The organism is Mycobacterium sp. NGS58, assembly GCF_059812385.1.
The window spans coordinates 79,234-94,533 of the sequence record NZ_JCALCO010000014.1 but is presented as its reverse complement, the minus strand read 5'-3'; the positions used below and the strand labels follow the sequence as shown (position 1 = coordinate 94,533).

General features: G+C 66.8%; 15 protein-coding genes. 11 read left to right on the top strand and 4 right to left on the bottom strand.

The annotated features are described in order from the left end of the window. Positions 1-4: 4 nt before the first annotated feature. Positions 5-1,231 carry a mannose-6-phosphate isomerase, class I gene (gene manA / locus AC5Y4H_RS15210; RefSeq protein ID WP_499983003.1) on the top strand — a complete coding sequence of 409 codons (1,227 nt, stop codon included), beginning with the start codon at positions 5-7 and terminating at the stop codon, positions 1,229-1,231. On the opposite strand, the gene AC5Y4H_RS15205 is transcribed toward manA, so the two are convergent. Further along, complete coding sequence (locus AC5Y4H_RS15205) at positions 1,209-2,591, bottom strand: FAD-dependent oxidoreductase (RefSeq protein WP_499983051.1); 1,383 nt, start codon at positions 2,589-2,591, stop codon at positions 1,209-1,211. The two genes, manA and AC5Y4H_RS15205, sit on opposite strands and share 23 nt — an antisense overlap. A gap of 99 nt (positions 2,592-2,690) precedes the next feature. On the opposite strand from AC5Y4H_RS15205, the gene AC5Y4H_RS15200 reads away from it, so the two are divergent. The 10 genes from AC5Y4H_RS15200 to lpqB all read left to right on the top strand — a co-directional run bounded on the left by AC5Y4H_RS15200 (position 2,691) and on the right by lpqB (position 13,058). Continuing rightward, positions 2,691-4,208 (top strand): APC family permease, encoded by a 1,518-nt coding sequence (locus AC5Y4H_RS15200; RefSeq protein ID WP_499983002.1) that lies wholly within the window; start codon positions 2,691-2,693, stop codon positions 4,206-4,208. Positions 4,209-4,313: 105 nt separating this feature from the next. Then, on the top strand, positions 4,314-5,552 hold the full coding sequence (locus AC5Y4H_RS15195) for an alkane 1-monooxygenase (protein WP_499983001.1): 1,239 nt from the start codon (positions 4,314-4,316) through the stop codon (positions 5,550-5,552). Next, the gene (locus AC5Y4H_RS15190; RefSeq protein ID WP_499983000.1) at positions 5,549-5,728 is read left to right on the top strand and encodes a rubredoxin; all 180 of its coding nucleotides are present in this window, start codon (positions 5,549-5,551) and stop codon (positions 5,726-5,728) included. Before AC5Y4H_RS15195 ends, AC5Y4H_RS15190 begins: the two co-directional genes overlap by 4 nt. Next, a complete protein-coding gene (locus tag AC5Y4H_RS15185; protein WP_499982999.1) occupies positions 5,725-5,910 on the top strand; it encodes a rubredoxin in 186 nt (61 codons plus the stop codon). The genes AC5Y4H_RS15190 and AC5Y4H_RS15185 overlap by 4 nt, the downstream gene beginning before the upstream one ends. 50 nt (positions 5,911-5,960) lie before the next feature. Next, the gene (gene alkX / locus AC5Y4H_RS15180) at positions 5,961-6,557 is read left to right on the top strand and encodes a TetR family transcriptional regulator AlkX (protein WP_499983050.1); all 597 of its coding nucleotides are present in this window, start codon (positions 5,961-5,963) and stop codon (positions 6,555-6,557) included. Positions 6,558-6,656: 99 nt separating this feature from the next. Next, entirely contained in the window at positions 6,657-8,129 is a 1,473-nt protein-coding gene (gene ahcY, locus AC5Y4H_RS15175) for an adenosylhomocysteinase (RefSeq protein WP_499982997.1), read from the top strand. A gap of 58 nt (positions 8,130-8,187) precedes the next feature. Next, entirely contained in the window at positions 8,188-8,820 is a 633-nt protein-coding gene (locus tag AC5Y4H_RS15170; RefSeq protein WP_499982996.1) for a dTMP kinase, read from the top strand. Between the two features lie 80 nt (positions 8,821-8,900). Beyond that, entirely contained in the window at positions 8,901-9,587 is a 687-nt protein-coding gene (mtrA, locus tag AC5Y4H_RS15165) for a two-component system response regulator MtrA (protein ID WP_007168097.1), read from the top strand. A gap of 40 nt (positions 9,588-9,627) precedes the next feature. After that, positions 9,628-11,304, top strand: a complete 1,677-nt coding sequence (gene mtrB / locus AC5Y4H_RS15160; protein WP_499982994.1) for an MtrAB system histidine kinase MtrB — start codon at positions 9,628-9,630, stop codon at positions 11,302-11,304. Continuing rightward, positions 11,304-13,058 carry an MtrAB system accessory lipoprotein LpqB gene (gene lpqB, locus AC5Y4H_RS15155; RefSeq protein WP_499982993.1) on the top strand — a complete coding sequence of 585 codons (1,755 nt, stop codon included), beginning with the start codon at positions 11,304-11,306 and terminating at the stop codon, positions 13,056-13,058. The genes mtrB and lpqB overlap by 1 nt, the downstream gene beginning before the upstream one ends. Before the next feature lie 141 nt (positions 13,059-13,199). Here the strand turns inward: lpqB and AC5Y4H_RS15150 are convergent, their stop codons facing one another. The 3 genes from AC5Y4H_RS15150 to AC5Y4H_RS15140 form a co-directional block, all read right to left on the bottom strand. Continuing rightward, positions 13,200-13,928: an NADP-dependent oxidoreductase gene (locus AC5Y4H_RS15150; RefSeq protein ID WP_499982992.1), complete on the bottom strand. Its 729-nt coding sequence runs from the start codon at positions 13,926-13,928 to the stop codon at positions 13,200-13,202. A 94-nt stretch (positions 13,929-14,022) separates the two neighbouring features. Then, on the bottom strand, positions 14,023-14,316 hold the full coding sequence (locus tag AC5Y4H_RS15145; RefSeq protein WP_499982991.1) for a cupin domain-containing protein: 294 nt from the start codon (positions 14,314-14,316) through the stop codon (positions 14,023-14,025). 611 nt (positions 14,317-14,927) lie between these two features. Beyond that, positions 14,928-15,269, bottom strand: a complete 342-nt coding sequence (locus AC5Y4H_RS15140) for a DUF2834 domain-containing protein (protein WP_499982989.1) — start codon at positions 15,267-15,269, stop codon at positions 14,928-14,930. Between the last annotated feature and the right edge of the window lie 31 nt (positions 15,270-15,300).

Sequence of the window (15,300 nt, the reverse complement as noted above, 5' to 3'; positions counted from 1 at the left end):
AACAGTGGAACTGCTTCGCGGGGCCTTGAGAACGTACGCCTGGGGTTCGCGTACCGCCATCGCCGAATTCACCGAGCGTCCGGTACCGGCGGCGCATCCGGAGGCGGAGCTGTGGTTTGGGGCGCACCCCGGCGATCCGGCGTGGCTGGAAACGGACAACGGCGAAATCACCTTGCTCGAGGCGCTGGTCGATGACCCGGAGGGCCAGCTCGGACAGACGTCGCGGGCGCGATTCGGCGACGTGCTGCCGTTCCTGGTCAAGGTGCTGGCCGCTGACGAGCCACTGTCCCTGCAGGCGCACCCCAGCGCCGCGCAGGCGGCCGAGGGCTATCTGCGCGAAGAGCGGGTCGGCATTCCGCTGACCTCGCCGGTGCGCAACTACCGCGACACATCCCACAAGCCCGAGTTGCTGGTGGCGCTGCACCCGTTCGAGGCGCTGGCCGGATTCCGGCAGGTCTCGCGCACCGTCGAGCTGTTGCGAGCCCTGGCCGTCTCCGACCTCGACCCGTTCATCGACCTGCTGAACGACCAGTCCGACGCCGACGGTCTGCGCGCGCTGTTCACCACCTGGATCACCGCGCCGCAGCCGGACATCGACGTGCTCGTGGCCGCCGTGCTGGACGGCGCCATCGCATACCTCAGCTCGGGCGCAACCGAATTCGCGGCCGAGGCGAAGACGGTCCTGGAGCTCGGCGAACGCTATCCCGGTGACGCCGGCGTGCTGGCGGCGCTGCTGCTGAACCGCATCAGCCTGGCCCCGGGCGAAGCCATCTTCGTCTCCGCCGGCAACCTGCACACCTATCTGCGCGGTTTCGCGGTGGAGGTGATGGCTAACTCGGACAACGTGTTACGCGGCGGCCTGACCCCCAAGCACGTGGACGTGCCCGAGCTGCTGCGCGTCCTGGACTTCGCGCCCACCACCGAGGAGCAGCTGCGGCCGCCGATCCGCCGTGAGGGCTTGGGACTGATCTACGAGACGCCGACCGACGAGTTCGCGGTCGCCCTGCTGGAGCTGGACGACGAGTACGTCGGCCACGAGGTGGACGCGAGCTGCAGCCACGACGGCCCACAGATCCTGTTGTGCAGCCAGGGTTGCACGACGGTGCACGGCAAGTCCGGCTCGCTCACGTTGAAGCGGGGGATGGCCGCCTGGGTGGCGGCCGACGACGCCCCGATCCGGCTGGAGGCGCACGAACCCACCAAGCTGTTCAGGGCGACGGTTGGGTTGTGAGCTGGCGCCGCCGTTTGGCGGCTTCGCGCCGCTCGCTTAACCACAGCCGCAGATTGTGCGCCATCGCGCGGCCGACGATCCGCGGCGGCGGAACCATGTAGAGGCTGTCGAGCAGCGAGAAGCGCCGCAAGAACCATTCCGCCAGAACGGGTTCGGTCTCGGCGGCGCCCAGGAATTGATCGAACAGCGCACCTGAGGGCCGCCACCACCAGGGGATCGGCTGCTTGGAGCCAGCATGGTGGAACGTGACGTCGCCGATCGCGTTCATCGTCCACACCGGGAAGGTGCTCTTGGCCGTGGCCCGGTTCAGCTCCGCGGCGAGTTGATCGTCCGGGAATTGCAGCGCGCGGCGCAGATGCCCGGCCTGCAGCGAGGTCATCGTCATGCCCTGCCCGAAGGTGGGATTGAAGCTGGCCACCGCGTCGCCGAACGCGACGATGCCGGCCGGCAGGCGATCCAACTTGTCGTAGCGGCGCCACTTACTGGCCGGGAACGCGTGAAACGCCGGATCGCCCAGCGGCTCGGCTCGCGTCAGCGCCGCATTGAAGTGGTCTGGAAGCAGCCGCTGCGCCAGCCCGAGCATTTCGGGAAAGGTCCGCGGCGGTTTCGCGTTGGCCACACCGAAGGTGGTGAGGACCCAGGTGCCGTCCTCGTAGCAGAGCATGCCCAGCCCCAGCGACATGTCATGCGACGCGCCGGCGACCACCACCTTCTCCGCAATCAGCCCGTCGGGGATGCGGAATCGCTGGGTGGCGTAATGAATGCCGATGTCCAGCTCCTGTTCGACAGGACGCTTGAATCCCCATTCGGCCAGCCACACCGGCAGCCGGGTGCCCCGGCCCGCCGCGTCGACGACCAGATCCGCGGCCACGAATTCGGGGTCGTTGCTTTCGGGGTCGGCCGGATCCAGCAGCACGCCGGTCACCCGTTGTCGGGCCCGGTCGAACCGCGGCTCGGCCACCGAGCGCCGCGCCACGGTGACGTTGTCGATGCCGCGGACGCGTTTTCGCAACTGCCATTCCAAATGTGGTCGGCTGGGCACGTACGCGGTGAACTCGTCGCGCAGGGTCTGGCCGGTACCCAGCACGTGGCCCGCGGCGCCGAGGTGGATGCAGTCGGGCCGGTTCTGCAATTTGGGCACGCCGGCGCTCACCATGTCGTCCAGCAGGCCCGGGAACAGGTCCTCGAATTCCATCGCCCCGCGCGCCATCAGCATGTGCAGATGCCGGTCCTGGGGAACCGTTGCCCGGTTCGCCGGCTCGGCCGGCAACTCGTCGCGCTCGTACACCGTCACCCGCGCATACGAATCCGAAAGCACCCTTGCGGCGCAAAGACCGGCGATGCTGCCCCCGATGACCACGGCGTGATTCCTGGCCGTTGCTCCGCTGTCCGGCATTTGCCGAGAGTACCCAGTACTGTGACGGACCAATGGCTCGCAGCGCTGGGAAAGGGCGAATGCATGGTCAATCGATGGCGGACGAAGTCGATCGAGCAATCAATCGCCGACACCGACGAGCCGGACACCAAGCTGCGCAAGGACCTGACCTGGCGGGACCTGGTGGTGTTCGGCGTCGCGGTGGTGATCGGCGCCGGCATCTTCACGGTTACCGCGTCGACGACCGGCGACATCACCGGCCCGGCCATCTGGGTGTCGTTCGTGATAGCGGCGGGCACCTGCGCGTTGGCCGCGCTGTGCTACGCGGAGTTCGCCTCGATGCTGCCGGTGGCCGGTAGCGCCTACACCTTCTCTTACGCCACCTTCGGGGAGTTCCTGGCCTGGATCATCGGCTGGAACCTGGTGCTCGAACTGGCCATCGGCGCCGCCGTGGTGGCCAAGGGCTGGTCGAGCTATCTGGGCACCGTGTTCGGATTCGCCGGCGGCACGGCGAGATTCGGCTCGGCGCAGGTGGACTGGGGGGCGTTGGTGATCGTCGCGGGAGTGGCGACCCTGATCGCGTTGGGCACCAAACTGTCCTCGAGGTTCTCCGCGGTGATCACCGCGATCAAGGTGTCGGTGGTGATCTTCGTCGTGGTGGTCGGCGTCTTCTACATCAAGCGCGCCAACTATTCGCCGTTCATCCCGAAGGCGGAGGCGGGCGGCGATGCCAAGGGCATCGACCAGTCCGTTCTGTCGTTGCTGACCGGCGCGCACAGCAGCCACTACGGCTGGTATGGCGTGCTGGCGGGGGCGTCGATCGTGTTCTTCGCGTTCATCGGGTTCGACATCGTCGCCACCATGGCCGAGGAGACCAAGAATCCGCAGCGCGATGTGCCGCGGGGCATCCTGGCGTCGCTGGGCATCGTCACCCTGCTCTACGTCGCTGTCGCGGTCGTGCTGTCCGGCATGGTCTCCTACACCCAACTCAAGACGGTCGGGGGCCGCGGGCAGGCGAACCTGGCCACCGCCTTCACCGCGAACGGCATCCATTGGGCGAGCAAGATCATCTCCATCGGGGCGCTGGCGGGACTGACCACCGTGGTGATGGTGTTGATGCTGGGCCAGTGCCGGGTCCTGTTCGCGATGGCGCGCGACGGTCTGCTGCCGCGGTCGCTGGCCAAGACGGGCTCGCACGGCACCCCGGTGCGGATCACCGTGGTGGTCGCGGTGGTGGTGGCCGTGACGGCGTCGGTGTTCCCCATTACCAAGCTCGAGGAGATGGTGAACGTCGGGACCCTGTTCGCCTTCGTCCTGGTGTCGGCCGGCGTGATGGTGCTGCGCCGGACGCGGCCGGATCTGGAGCGCGGGTTCAAGGCGCCGTGGGTTCCGTTGCTCCCGATCGCCTCGATTGCCGCGTGCGTGTGGCTGATGCTCAACCTCACGGCCCTCACCTGGGTCCGGTTCGCGGTCTGGTTGGCGGTCGGCACGGCCATCTACGCGGGGTACGGCTACCGGCACTCGGTGCTGGGTCGGCGTGCGGCACGGGAGACCGAACACGCCGGCGCGCTCGAGGCCGACCCCAACAGTCCGGTGCCGTAAATTTTCAGATCGCTTTACAAATTACCGACGTTTGTCTAGACAGAAGACGCAAAGGCCGGTATTGTCCAATCTCAACGTGGTGTGACTCACAAGGAGGTTTGGCATATGACCACATTCGAACCGCAACTGAGCAGGGAATCCGAGCCGCCTGCCTGGCGGGACAAGAAGCGCCGCCTGTGGCTGATGGGACTGATCGCCCCGACGGCGTTGTTCGTGATGCTGCCGCTCATCTGGGGATTGAACCGGCTGGGCTGGCACGCCGCCGCGCAGGTGCCGCTGTGGATCGGGCCGATCCTGCTCTGGCTTCTGCTGCCGATCCTCGACCTGCGCTTCGGACCCGACGGGCAGAACCCGCCCGACGAGGTGATGGAGCAGCTGGAGAACGACAAGTATTACCGCTACTGCACCTACATCTATGTGCCGTTCCAATACCTCAGCGTCGTCTTCGGCGCCTACCTGTTCACCGCGTCGAACCTGAGCTGGCTGGGCTTTGACGGCGCCCTCGGCTGGGCCGGCAAGCTGGGGCTGGCGCTGTCGGTCGGCGTGCTCGGCGGCGTCGGCATCAACACCGCCCACGAGATGGGCCATAAGAAGGACTCGCTGGAGCGCTGGCTGTCCAAGATCACGTTGGCGCAGACCTGTTACGGGCACTTCTACATCGAGCACAACCGCGGCCACCACGTGCGCGTCGCCACCCCGGAGGACCCCGCGTCGGCGCGCTTCGGCGAGACCTTCTGGGAGTTCCTGCCGCGCAGCGTCTTCGGCAGCCTGCGTTCGTCACTGCGCCTGGAGGCGCAACGGATCCGCCGGCAGGGCTCCAGCCCTTGGCACCCCAAGACGTATCTGTCCAACGACGTCCTCAATGCGTGGCTGATGTCGGTGGTGCTGTGGGGCGTGCTGATCGCGGCCTTCGGCCCCGCGCTGATCCCCTTCGTGATCGTCCAGGCGGTCTTCGGCTTCAGCCTGCTCGAATCGGTCAACTACCTGGAGCACTACGGCCTGCTGCGACAGAAGAATTCGAACGGGCGCTACGAGCGCTGCGCGCCGGTGCACAGCTGGAACTCCGACCACGTGGTGACCAATCTCTTCCTGTACCACCTGCAGCGGCACAGCGATCACCACGCCAACCCCACCCGGCGGTATCAGACGTTGCGCAGCATGGAGGGCGCGCCCAACCTGCCGAGCGGGTACGCGTCGATGATCTCGCTCACCTACTTCCCGCCCCTGTGGCGCAAGGTGATGGACCATCGCGTGCTGGCGCACTACGACGGCGACATCACCCGGATCAACGTGCAGCCACGCCTGCGCGAGAAGCTGCTGGCGCGCTACGGGGTGGCGGCATGACCGCCTACCGTTGCCCCGGCTGCGACTACACCTACGACGAAGCCAAAGGCGAACCGCGGGAAGGCTTTCGGCCCGGCACGCCCTTCGGTGACATCCCCGAAGACTGGTGCTGCCCCGATTGTGCGGTGCGCGAAAAGGTCGATTTCACCCAGATCCGAGAAGGAGTGAACCGATGAGCGACGACTACAAGCTTTTCATCTGCGTGCAGTGCGGATTCGAGTACGACGAGGCCAAGGGTTGGCCCGAGGATGGCATCGCCCCCGGGACGCGGTGGGCCGACATCCCCGCGGACTGGAGCTGCCCGGATTGCGGCGCGGCGAAGACCGATTTCGAGATGGTGGAGATCGCGCGGTCGTGATCGGAGCCACCGCCGCAGCGAAAGCCGCTATTGTCGCGCCTGTGAAGCGGATGCCGTACGCCGAGGCGTCGCGTGCCCTGCTGCGTGACTCCGTGCTCGATGCGATGCGGGATCTGCTGCTGACCCGGGACTGGTCGGCCGTCACCCTGTCCGATGTGGCCCGCGCAGCGGGCATCAGCCGGCAGACGATCTACAACGAGTTCGGGTCGCGGCAGGGCCTGGCGCAGGGGTACGGCCTGCGCCTGGCCGATCGGCTGGTCGACGCCGTCAACGCTGCGCTACTGGCGAACGCCGGCAACATCTATCAGGCGTTCCTGCAGGGTTTCCGCGACCTGTTCACCGAGCTCTCGGCCGACCCGCTGGTGATCTCGTTGCTCACCGGGGTGGCGAAGCCGGACCTGCTACAGATCATTACCATCGGCAGCGCCCCCATCATCAACCGCGCCTCCGAGCGGCTGGCCACGGCTTTGACGCACAGCTGGGTGGCCGCCAGCGACGAGGACGCCGGGGTGCTGGCGCGTGCCATCGTGCGGCTGGCGCTGAGCTACGTGTCGATGCCGCCCGAGGCGGACCACGACGTGGCGGCCGATCTGGCCCGGTTGATGACGCCGTTCGCGGAGCGGCACGGCGTCGTCAACGTTCCCTGACCCGCAAGGCGCGCCGGCCCGCGACTACAGTGGCCCAAGAACATACCTAAGCTAATTACCGCTTGGATACGAGCGAGCCGAAGAAGGAAGAACACACCTATGACGACGACCGAAAACGCACTCACTCCCGAGGTTCGAAACGGCATCGATTTCAAGGTCGCCGATCTGTCGTTGGCGGATTACGGTCGCCGGGACATCGAGCTGTCGGAGCAGGAGATGCCGGGTCTGATGTCGCTACGCCGGGAGTATCACGACGTGCAGCCGCTCAAGGGCGCGCGCATCTCGGGTTCGCTCCACATGACCGTGCAGACCGCGGTGCTGATCGAGACCCTCGTCGCGCTGGGCGCGCAGGTGCGCTGGGCTTCCTGCAACATCTTCTCCACCCAGGACCACGCCGCGGCCGCGGTGGTGGTCGGCCCGCACGGCACCCCGGAGGAGCCCAGGGGCGTTCCGGTGTACGCGTGGAAGGGCGAGACGCTCGAGGAGTACTGGTGGGCTGCCGAGCAGGTGCTGACCTGGCCCGACGAGCCGGCCAACATGATCCTGGACGACGGCGGGGATGCCACCATGCTGGTGCTGCGTGGTGCGCAGTACGAGAAGGCCGGCGTGGTGCCGCCCGACGAGGAAGACGACTCGACCGAGCACCGGGTGTTTTTGAACCTGCTGCGCGAGCGTTTCGAGACCGACAAGGACAAGTGGACCACGATCGCCGCGTCGATCAAGGGCGTCTCCGAGGAGACCACCACGGGCGTGCTGCGGCTCTACCAGTTCGCCGCCGCCGGCGACCTGGCGTTCCCCGCGATCAACGTCAATGACTCGGTCACCAAGAGCAAGTTCGACAACAAGTACGGCTGCCGGCACTCGCTGATCGACGGCATCAACCGCGGCACCGACGTGCTGATCGGCGGCAAGAAGGTGCTGGTCTGCGGGTACGGCGACGTCGGTAAGGGGTCCGCCGAGTCGGTGGCCGGCCAGGGCGCTCGGGTGACTGTCACCGAGATCGACCCCATCAACGCCCTGCAGGCGCTGATGGAGGGCTTCGACGTCAAGCGGGTGGAGGACGTGATCGGCGAGGCCGACATCATCATCACCACGACCGGCAACAAGGACATCATCACCCTCGAGCACATGAAGGCGATGAAGGACAAGGCGATCCTGGGCAACATCGGCCACTTCGACAACGAGATTCAGATCGCGCGGTTGGAGAAGTCCGGCGCCACCAAGACCAACATCCGCCCGCAGGTCGACCTGTGGACCTTCCCCGACACCGGCAAGTCGATCATCGTGCTGTCCGAGGGCCGGCTGCTGAACCTGGGCAACGCGACCGGGCACCCGTCCTTTGTGATGAGCAACAGCTTCTCCAACCAGGTCATCGCGCAGATCGAACTGTGGACCAAAAACGACGAGTACGACAACGAGGTCTACCGGCTGCCCAAGCACCTCGACGAGAAGGTGGCCCGCATCCACGTCGAGGCCCTGGGCGGCGTGCTGACCAAGCTCACCAAGGAGCAGGCCGAGTACATCGGCGTCGACGTCGACGGCCCGTACAAGGCCGACCACTACCGCTACTGAGCCGCGCGGCCGCCGAGTGTCGCGCCGGTGCGGCACTCGGCGGCGATAGGCTCGCGCCGTGCTGATCGCGATCGAAGGTATCGACGGCGCCGGCAAGCGGACGCTCACGGACAAGCTCCGCGCCCTCTTTGAGGCCGACGGCAAGTCGGTCGGCATGCTGGCCTTCCCGCGGTACGGGCGATCGGTGACCGCCGACATCGCGTCCGAGGCGCTGCACGGCGACCACGGCGACCTCGCGTCGTCGGTGTACGCGATGGCGATGCTTTTCGCGCTGGACCGCGCCGGGGCGGTCGACGAGATCGCTGCGCTGCGCCGCGAGCACGACGTGGTGATCATGGATCGCTACGTCGCCTCGAACGCGGCATACACCGCCGCCCGTCTGCACCAGGACGCCGACGGGCCTGCCGTGCGATGGATCCACGCGCTGGAATATGAGCGCCTCGGGCTGCCCGCGCCCGACTGGCAGGTGCTGCTCGCGGTCCCGGCCGAACTGGCCGGCAGGCGCGCCCGCAGCCGGGCCGAGTCCGATCCGGGCCGGGCGCGCGACAGCTACGAACGCGACGACGGGCTGCAGCAACGCACGGGCGCGGTCTATGCCCAATTGGCCGCCGCGGGCTGGGGCGGCCGCTGGCGCAGCGTCGACGCTGACGTCGATCCGGGCCGGTTGGCGGCCGATTTGGGCGCCAACTAGCACAGATTTGTCACGATTCGGCCGTTTCGAAGGAGAAACGCCCGTGTGGTGCCCGAGTTTTGTCCCGATCTGGTGACACCATGGACTCCATGAGGCAAAGGATTTTGGTCGTCGACGACGACGCTTCGCTAGCCGAGATGCTCACCATCGTGCTTCGTGGGGAGGGTTTCGACACTGCGGTCATCGGTGACGGCACCCAGGCCCTGACTGCGGTGCGCGAACTGCGCCCCGATCTGGTGTTGTTGGACCTGATGCTGCCCGGCATGAACGGCATCGACGTGTGCCGGGTGTTGCGCGCCGACTCCGGCGTGCCGATCGTCATGCTGACCGCCAAGACGGACACCGTCGACGTGGTCCTGGGCCTCGAGTCGGGTGCCGACGACTACATCATGAAGCCCTTCAAGCCCAAGGAGTTGGTGGCCCGGGTGCGGGCGCGGCTGCGACGCAACGACGACGAGCCGGCCGAGATGCTGTCCATCGCCGACGTCGAGATCGACGTGCCGGCGCACAAGGTCACGCGCAACGGCGAGCAGATCTCCCTGACACCGCTGGAATTCGACTTGCTGGTGGCGTTGGCGCGCAAACCGCGGCAGGTGTTTACTCGTGATGTGCTGCTCGAACAGGTGTGGGGCTATCGTCACCCGGCGGATACCCGCTTGGTGAACGTGCACGTCCAGCGACTGCGGGCCAAGGTCGAGAAAGACCCTGAGAACCCGACCGTGGTGTTGACCGTTCGAGGAGTGGGTTACAAGGCCGGACCTCCGTGACCTGCGCACGTCCAGAGCGTCGTAGGGGGGAGCGCCGGCGGTGATCTGGGGCTCCCGGCGACGCACTCGGAGCCGCTGGGGGCGCTCCGGCCCCATGACTCGTGGCATGGGTACGGTCAGTCGGGCCGTGGCTATCGCTTGGCGGCGCTCGCTGCAGCTGCGGGTGGTGGCGCTGACGCTGGGGCTGTCACTCGCGGTCATCCTGGCGCTCGGCTTCGTCTTGACCAGTCAGGTCACCAATCGCGTGCTCGACGTCAAGGTCAAGGCGGCGATCGAGCAGATCGAGCGGGCGCGCACCACCGTGGGCGGGATCGTCAACGGCGAAGAGGCGCGTTCGTTGGACAGCAGCCTCCAGCTGGCACGCAACACGCTGACCTCCAAGACCGATCCGGCCTCGGGTGCGGGGCTGGCGGGCGCCTTTGACGCGGTGCTGATGGTGCCGGGCGACGGCCCCCGCGCGGCCACCACGGCCGGCCCCGTCGACCAGGTGCCCGGCTCGCTGCGCGGTTTCGTCAAGGCCGGGCAGGCTTCCTATCAGTACGCGACCGTGCACACCGACGGGTTCTCCGGTCCGGCGCTGATCGTCGGCACGCCGGCGTCGTCCCAGGTGGCCAACCTGGAGCTGTACCTGATCTTCCCGCTGAAGAACGAGCAGGCCACTATCCAGCTGGTGCGCGGCACCATGATCACCGGCGGCGCGGTGCTGCTGGTGCTGCTGGCCGGGATCGCTCTGCTGGTGTCGCGGCAGGTGGTGGTGCCGGTGCGATCGGCCTCGCGCATCGCCGAACGGTTCGCCGAGGGCCACCTGTCCGAACGTATGCCGGTGCGCGGCGAGGACGACATGGCGCGGCTGGCCATGTCGTTCAACGACATGGCCGAGAGCCTGTCGCGCCAGATCACCCAGCTGGAGGAGTTCGGTAATCTGCAGCGGCGCTTCACATCCGACGTGAGCCACGAGCTGCGCACCCCGCTGACCACGGTGCGGATGGCCGCCGACCTGATCTATGACCACAGCGCCGACCTGGACCCCACGCTGGCCCGCTCCACCGAGCTGATGGTCAACGAGCTGGACCGGTTCGAGTCACTGCTCAACGACCTGCTCGAAATCTCCCGGCACGACGCGGGTGTCGCCGAACTGTCCGTCGAGGCCGTCGACCTGCGCACCACCGTGCAGAGCGCGCTGAGCAACGTGGGGCATCTGGCCGAGGACGCCGGCATCGAACTGAAGGTGAATCTGCCGGCCGAGGAGGTGATCGCCGAGGTCGACACGCGCCGCGTGGAGCGCATCCTGCGCAACCTGATCGCCAATGCCATCGACCACGCCGAGCACAAGCCGGTCAAGATCCGGATGGCCGCCGACGAGGACACGGTTGCCGTCACCGTCCGCGACTACGGGGTCGGGCTGCGACCGGGTGAGGAGAAGCTGGTGTTCAGCCGGTTCTGGCGGGCCGACCCCTCGCGGGTGCGTCGCAGCGGCGGCACGGGACTCGGCCTGGCGATCAGCATCGAGGACGCGCGCCTGCACCAGGGCAGGCTGGAAGCGTGGGGCGAACCGGGTGACGGCTCGTGCTTCCGGCTGACGCTGCCGCTGGTTCGCGGCCACAAGGTCACCACCAGCCCGCTGCCCATGAAGCCGATTCCGCAGCCCGCGCCCACCGGCCCTCAGCACGCGAAAGACCGTCCGCGGCAACGAGAACCGGCCGAGAGGTCCCTGTGATGCGGCGGTTGTCGGGCCTGCTGATGCTGGCGATGCTGCTCGCCGGCTGCGCCGGGGTGCCCAGCTCGTCGGCGCCCCAAGCCATCGGCACGGTCGAGCGGCCTGCGCCGTCGAACCTGCCCAAGCCGACCCCGGGCATGGACCCGGACGTGCTGCTCCGCGAATTCTTCAAGGCCACAGCCGATCCCGCGAACCGGCATCTGGCTGCGCGGCAGTTCCTCACCCAATCTGCCTCCAACGCCTGGGACGATGCCGGTAGCGCGCTGCTGATCGACCATGTGGTGTTCGTCGAAACCCGTGCGGCCGAACGCGTTTCGGCGACAATGCGGGCGGACATACTGGGTTCGCTGTCCGACGTGGGGGTGTTCGAGACCGCCGAGGGGGTGCTGCCCGACCCGGGTCCGATCGAATTGGTCAAGACTTCCGGCGGTTGGCGTATCGACCGGCTGCCCAACGGGGTGTTCCTGGACTGGCAGCAGTTTCAGTCCACCTACAAACGCAACACCCTGTACTTCGACGACCCGACCGGCAAGACGGTGGTTCCCGACCCCCGCTATGTCGCGGTGCCCGACCACGACCAGTTGGCCACCGAGCTGATCTCCAAGCTGATCGCCGGGCCGCGGCCCGAGATGGCGCATACGGTCCGCAACCTACTCGCACCGCCACTTCGGCTGCGCGGGCCCGTGACCCGGGCCGACGGCGGCAAGAACGGCATCGGACGCGGTTACGGCGGTGCGCGCGTCGATCTCGAGAAGCTGTCCACCACCGATCCGCACAGCCGGCAATTGCTTGCGGCACAGATCATTTGGACCCTGGCCAGGGCCGACATCCGCGGACCGTATGTGATCAGCGCCGACGGCGCGCCGCTGGACGACCGGTTCCGCGACGGGTGGACCACCTCGGATGTCGCGGCGACCGATCCCGGCGCCGCCGACGGCGCAGGCGCGGGTCTGCACGCGCTGGTGAACGGCTCACTGGTGTCGCTGGACGGCCAGCACACGACGATGGTGGCCGGCGCGTTCGGGCGCATGGGTGACCAGACCGGCGCGGCGCTGTCGCGCAGCGGCAGGCAGGCGGCGTCGGTGGTGACCCTGCATCGCGGTGCCCCGGACATGGCCGCGTCCTTGTGGATCGGTGATCTCGGCCAGGAGGCGGTGCAGTCCGCCGACGGGCACACCCTGTCGCGGCCGACCTGGTCGCTGGATGACGTTGTCTGGGTGGTGGTCGACGGCAACAACGTGTTGCGGGCGATTCAGGAGCCGGCCTCCGGCCAACCCGCGCGCCTGCCGGTGGATTCGATGGCGGTGGCCACGCGGTTCCCGGGACCGATCACCGACCTGCAGCTGTCCCGTGACAGCACCCGCGCCGCGATGGTGATCGGTGGCCAGGTGATTCTCGCCAGCGTCGAGCAGACCCAGGCCGGGCAGTACGCCCTGACCTTCCCGCGCCGGCTTGGTTTCGGGCTTGGGAACTCGGTGGTGTCGCTGTCGTGGCGCACCGGTGATGACCTCGTGGTGACCCGTACCGACGCCAGCCATCCGGTGTCGTACGTGAACATCGACGGGGTGAACTCCGACGCGCCGCCGCACGGTTTACAAATGCCGGTGACGACGGTGGTCGCCAACCCGTCGACGGCCTACGTCGCGGGTCCGCAAGGGGTGCTGCAGTATTCGCCGTCGGCCGACGGTCAGCAGGGCTGGGCGGACGTCCCCGGGCTGACGGTTCCCGGGGCGGCCCCGGTGCTGCCGGGCTAGGCCGTCGCTAGTGGGGTTAACGGATTCGGCCTTCGGTTTGATAGTCGCGATGATGTGGATGGACGGCAATACACGTCGTCGAATTCACCGTGTCGCACGTTCAACCGTCAGTGTCACCCGTTTCCGCCGGCCGGGTTATAGCTAGGAGACGCGAAGCACAACCTTTCCCTTCTTGCCGTGTTCGGCGGTGCGAGCGAAAGCCGCTTCGAACTGGTCCAGCGGAAAGACGCTGTCGATCTGCGGCTTCAATTCCGGCAACTCACGGAGTTGCGCACCGTCCGGCTCCACAACGAAGTACTGGGCGCCGGGCGCCTCAGCTGCGACCGTGACGATCCGTGCGGCGCCGCCGGCACTACGCGCGAGCGCTTCCCCGCCGGTGGTGTCGAAGAGCAGGTCACAGGCCTCGCCTTCTTCGACCAGAACCGCCCCGAGGTGAGACGCGAGTTGGGTGGCAATGTGTCCAACTCCGCCATGGGGGCCGGTGATCAGCACCCGCTCGCCGCTTTTGACCTTGCCATGGACGACCAGCGCCTGCCACGCGGTCGTCCCTGGCAGCGGAAGCGCCGCCGCCTGCGCATAAGTTAATGCGGAAGGCTTCTGCGCAAGTAGGGATTTCGGCACCGCCGCGAACTCGGCGGCGACGCCATCGCGATCGAACGGCGTCAGCGCGATGACCTCCTCGTGTGTCGACTCGACGACGCCACACAGCTCGTAGGAGGGAATCGCAGGCAGCCGATCGGTAGACCAGGTCAGCTCATCCCGCGTGATCGCCGCGGCGTGGACGCGAACGAGCAACTCGTCGGGACCTGGTACGGGTCGGGCAATCTCCTCAAGCCGCAACCCGTCCGCGTACTGGCGTAGCGCCTTCATCAAATTCTCCTTGGTAGAAGGGATCTCACAACAACAAATCGCGGTACACAACTATCTTCGGGGCGCCAGCGCGCATGGCCCGTACAGCTCGTTATCAAATGAGTTCGCCGGGAAATTTCAAGTCGAAGCGTTTGCATAGTTCGGGGACGCTGTCGATGTCCATCTCCAGGTCGTATCGCGCACAGAGTGCGTCCAGGTCCTGTTTCGATATCCTGTCTACGCCGCCGAGGGCGGAGAGTTCGTCGAAGAACTGCTCAAAGCCCGCGGGGGAGATGATCTCGAGGATGCGGGCGGGCTCATCGCCAGCGTTCCAGAATGTATGCCATTGGCCCTCAAACTCATACAGGGCATCCTTCCTACTGGCGCACGGATCCGTTTCGATCGCCATGCTCCGTATCGTTGCTCGAAAGCAGCTCAGCGCGAGGGCGGCTCCGAAGGGGCTGACACCCCGGCATGGGTCTGGATGTACTGAGAGTGCGGCAAGACGGGGTGAGGTGTCATCACCCCAATCGCACATTCACCCGGGTGATTGATGCGCCGCGGTGTAGGCCCGATTGCGGGCTTTGGACGTCACCCGTCAGACAGGATCTCGCTACTGCGTGGCGGGTTCGGTGTGCCGTATATCAGTCGAGAATGGCGGCGAAGGCTTCCAGGGCCGCGCGCGGCATCTCCTGAGGCACATCGCGGCAGCCCAGGCGAAGCCCTCCAGGTCGGCCTCATACGTGACCGTCCCTGACGGCAAAGGTACCGACTCGGGGGTACTACGCTCTGGTCAGTTCGGTGATTATGCTTGGCACTTCGGCCATTACGCGAAGAGTGATCGCTGAATTGCTGGCGCACGACGGCGGCGGCGATATCGTCGATATCGCGACCACCTTCGCGGATCAGCCAACACAAGTATCCCAGTCATCACAGCGGAAGCACGTGAACGATGCTGCGAAGCAACAAGTCCGGGTAGGAGTGGGGAATGATGTTGTGGCTGTGCCAGCCTGCACGGAGTCAAACGTCCTGGAGCTGCGCCAGACGCCGCTCCCGGGCGATGAGAAAGACTGGAACGGCCACGCTGATATCGACGACGAACCCCAGCGCGACGTACACCCACAGGTACTTGACGCCGGTCCTGCGTGCCTCGACAACGATGAAGACCAGCGCTGCGACGGAGACAAGTGTGAGGTCGATGGTCATGGAGCTGACCGCGTGATTCGCGAAACAGCTGGCGAGGAAGTCGAGCGTGTCTCCGCCGGCCGAGAAATACGCGATGTTGTGCGCCCAAGTGGCGATGAGCGCCACCAGCGCGATCACACCGTAAAGGATGCAGAGGTTTCTTCTGGCAGCGGTCATACCCGTCAGTATTTGGTCATGACACCAATTG

Coding starts and splice junctions, on each gene's coding strand:
- AC5Y4H_RS15200 (WP_499983002.1), top strand. CDS start 2,691: ATGGTCAATCGATGGCGGACGAAGTCGATCGAGCAATCAATCGCCGAC.
- AC5Y4H_RS15195 (WP_499983001.1), top strand. CDS start 4,314: ATGACCACATTCGAACCGCAACTGAGCAGGGAATCCGAGCCGCCTGCC.
- AC5Y4H_RS15190 (WP_499983000.1), top strand. CDS start 5,549: ATGACCGCCTACCGTTGCCCCGGCTGCGACTACACCTACGACGAAGCC.
- AC5Y4H_RS15185 (WP_499982999.1), top strand. CDS start 5,725: ATGAGCGACGACTACAAGCTTTTCATCTGCGTGCAGTGCGGATTCGAG.
- alkX (WP_499983050.1), top strand. CDS start 5,961: ATGCCGTACGCCGAGGCGTCGCGTGCCCTGCTGCGTGACTCCGTGCTC.
- ahcY (WP_499982997.1), top strand. CDS start 6,657: ATGACGACGACCGAAAACGCACTCACTCCCGAGGTTCGAAACGGCATC.
- mtrA (WP_007168097.1), top strand. CDS start 8,901: ATGGACTCCATGAGGCAAAGGATTTTGGTCGTCGACGACGACGCTTCG.
- lpqB (WP_499982993.1), top strand. CDS start 11,304: ATGCGGCGGTTGTCGGGCCTGCTGATGCTGGCGATGCTGCTCGCCGGC.
- AC5Y4H_RS15150 (WP_499982992.1), bottom strand. CDS start 13,928: ATGAAGGCGCTACGCCAGTACGCGGACGGGTTGCGGCTTGAGGAGATT.
- AC5Y4H_RS15145 (WP_499982991.1), bottom strand. CDS start 14,316: ATGGCGATCGAAACGGATCCGTGCGCCAGTAGGAAGGATGCCCTGTAT.
- AC5Y4H_RS15140 (WP_499982989.1), bottom strand. CDS start 15,269: ATGACCGCTGCCAGAAGAAACCTCTGCATCCTTTACGGTGTGATCGCG.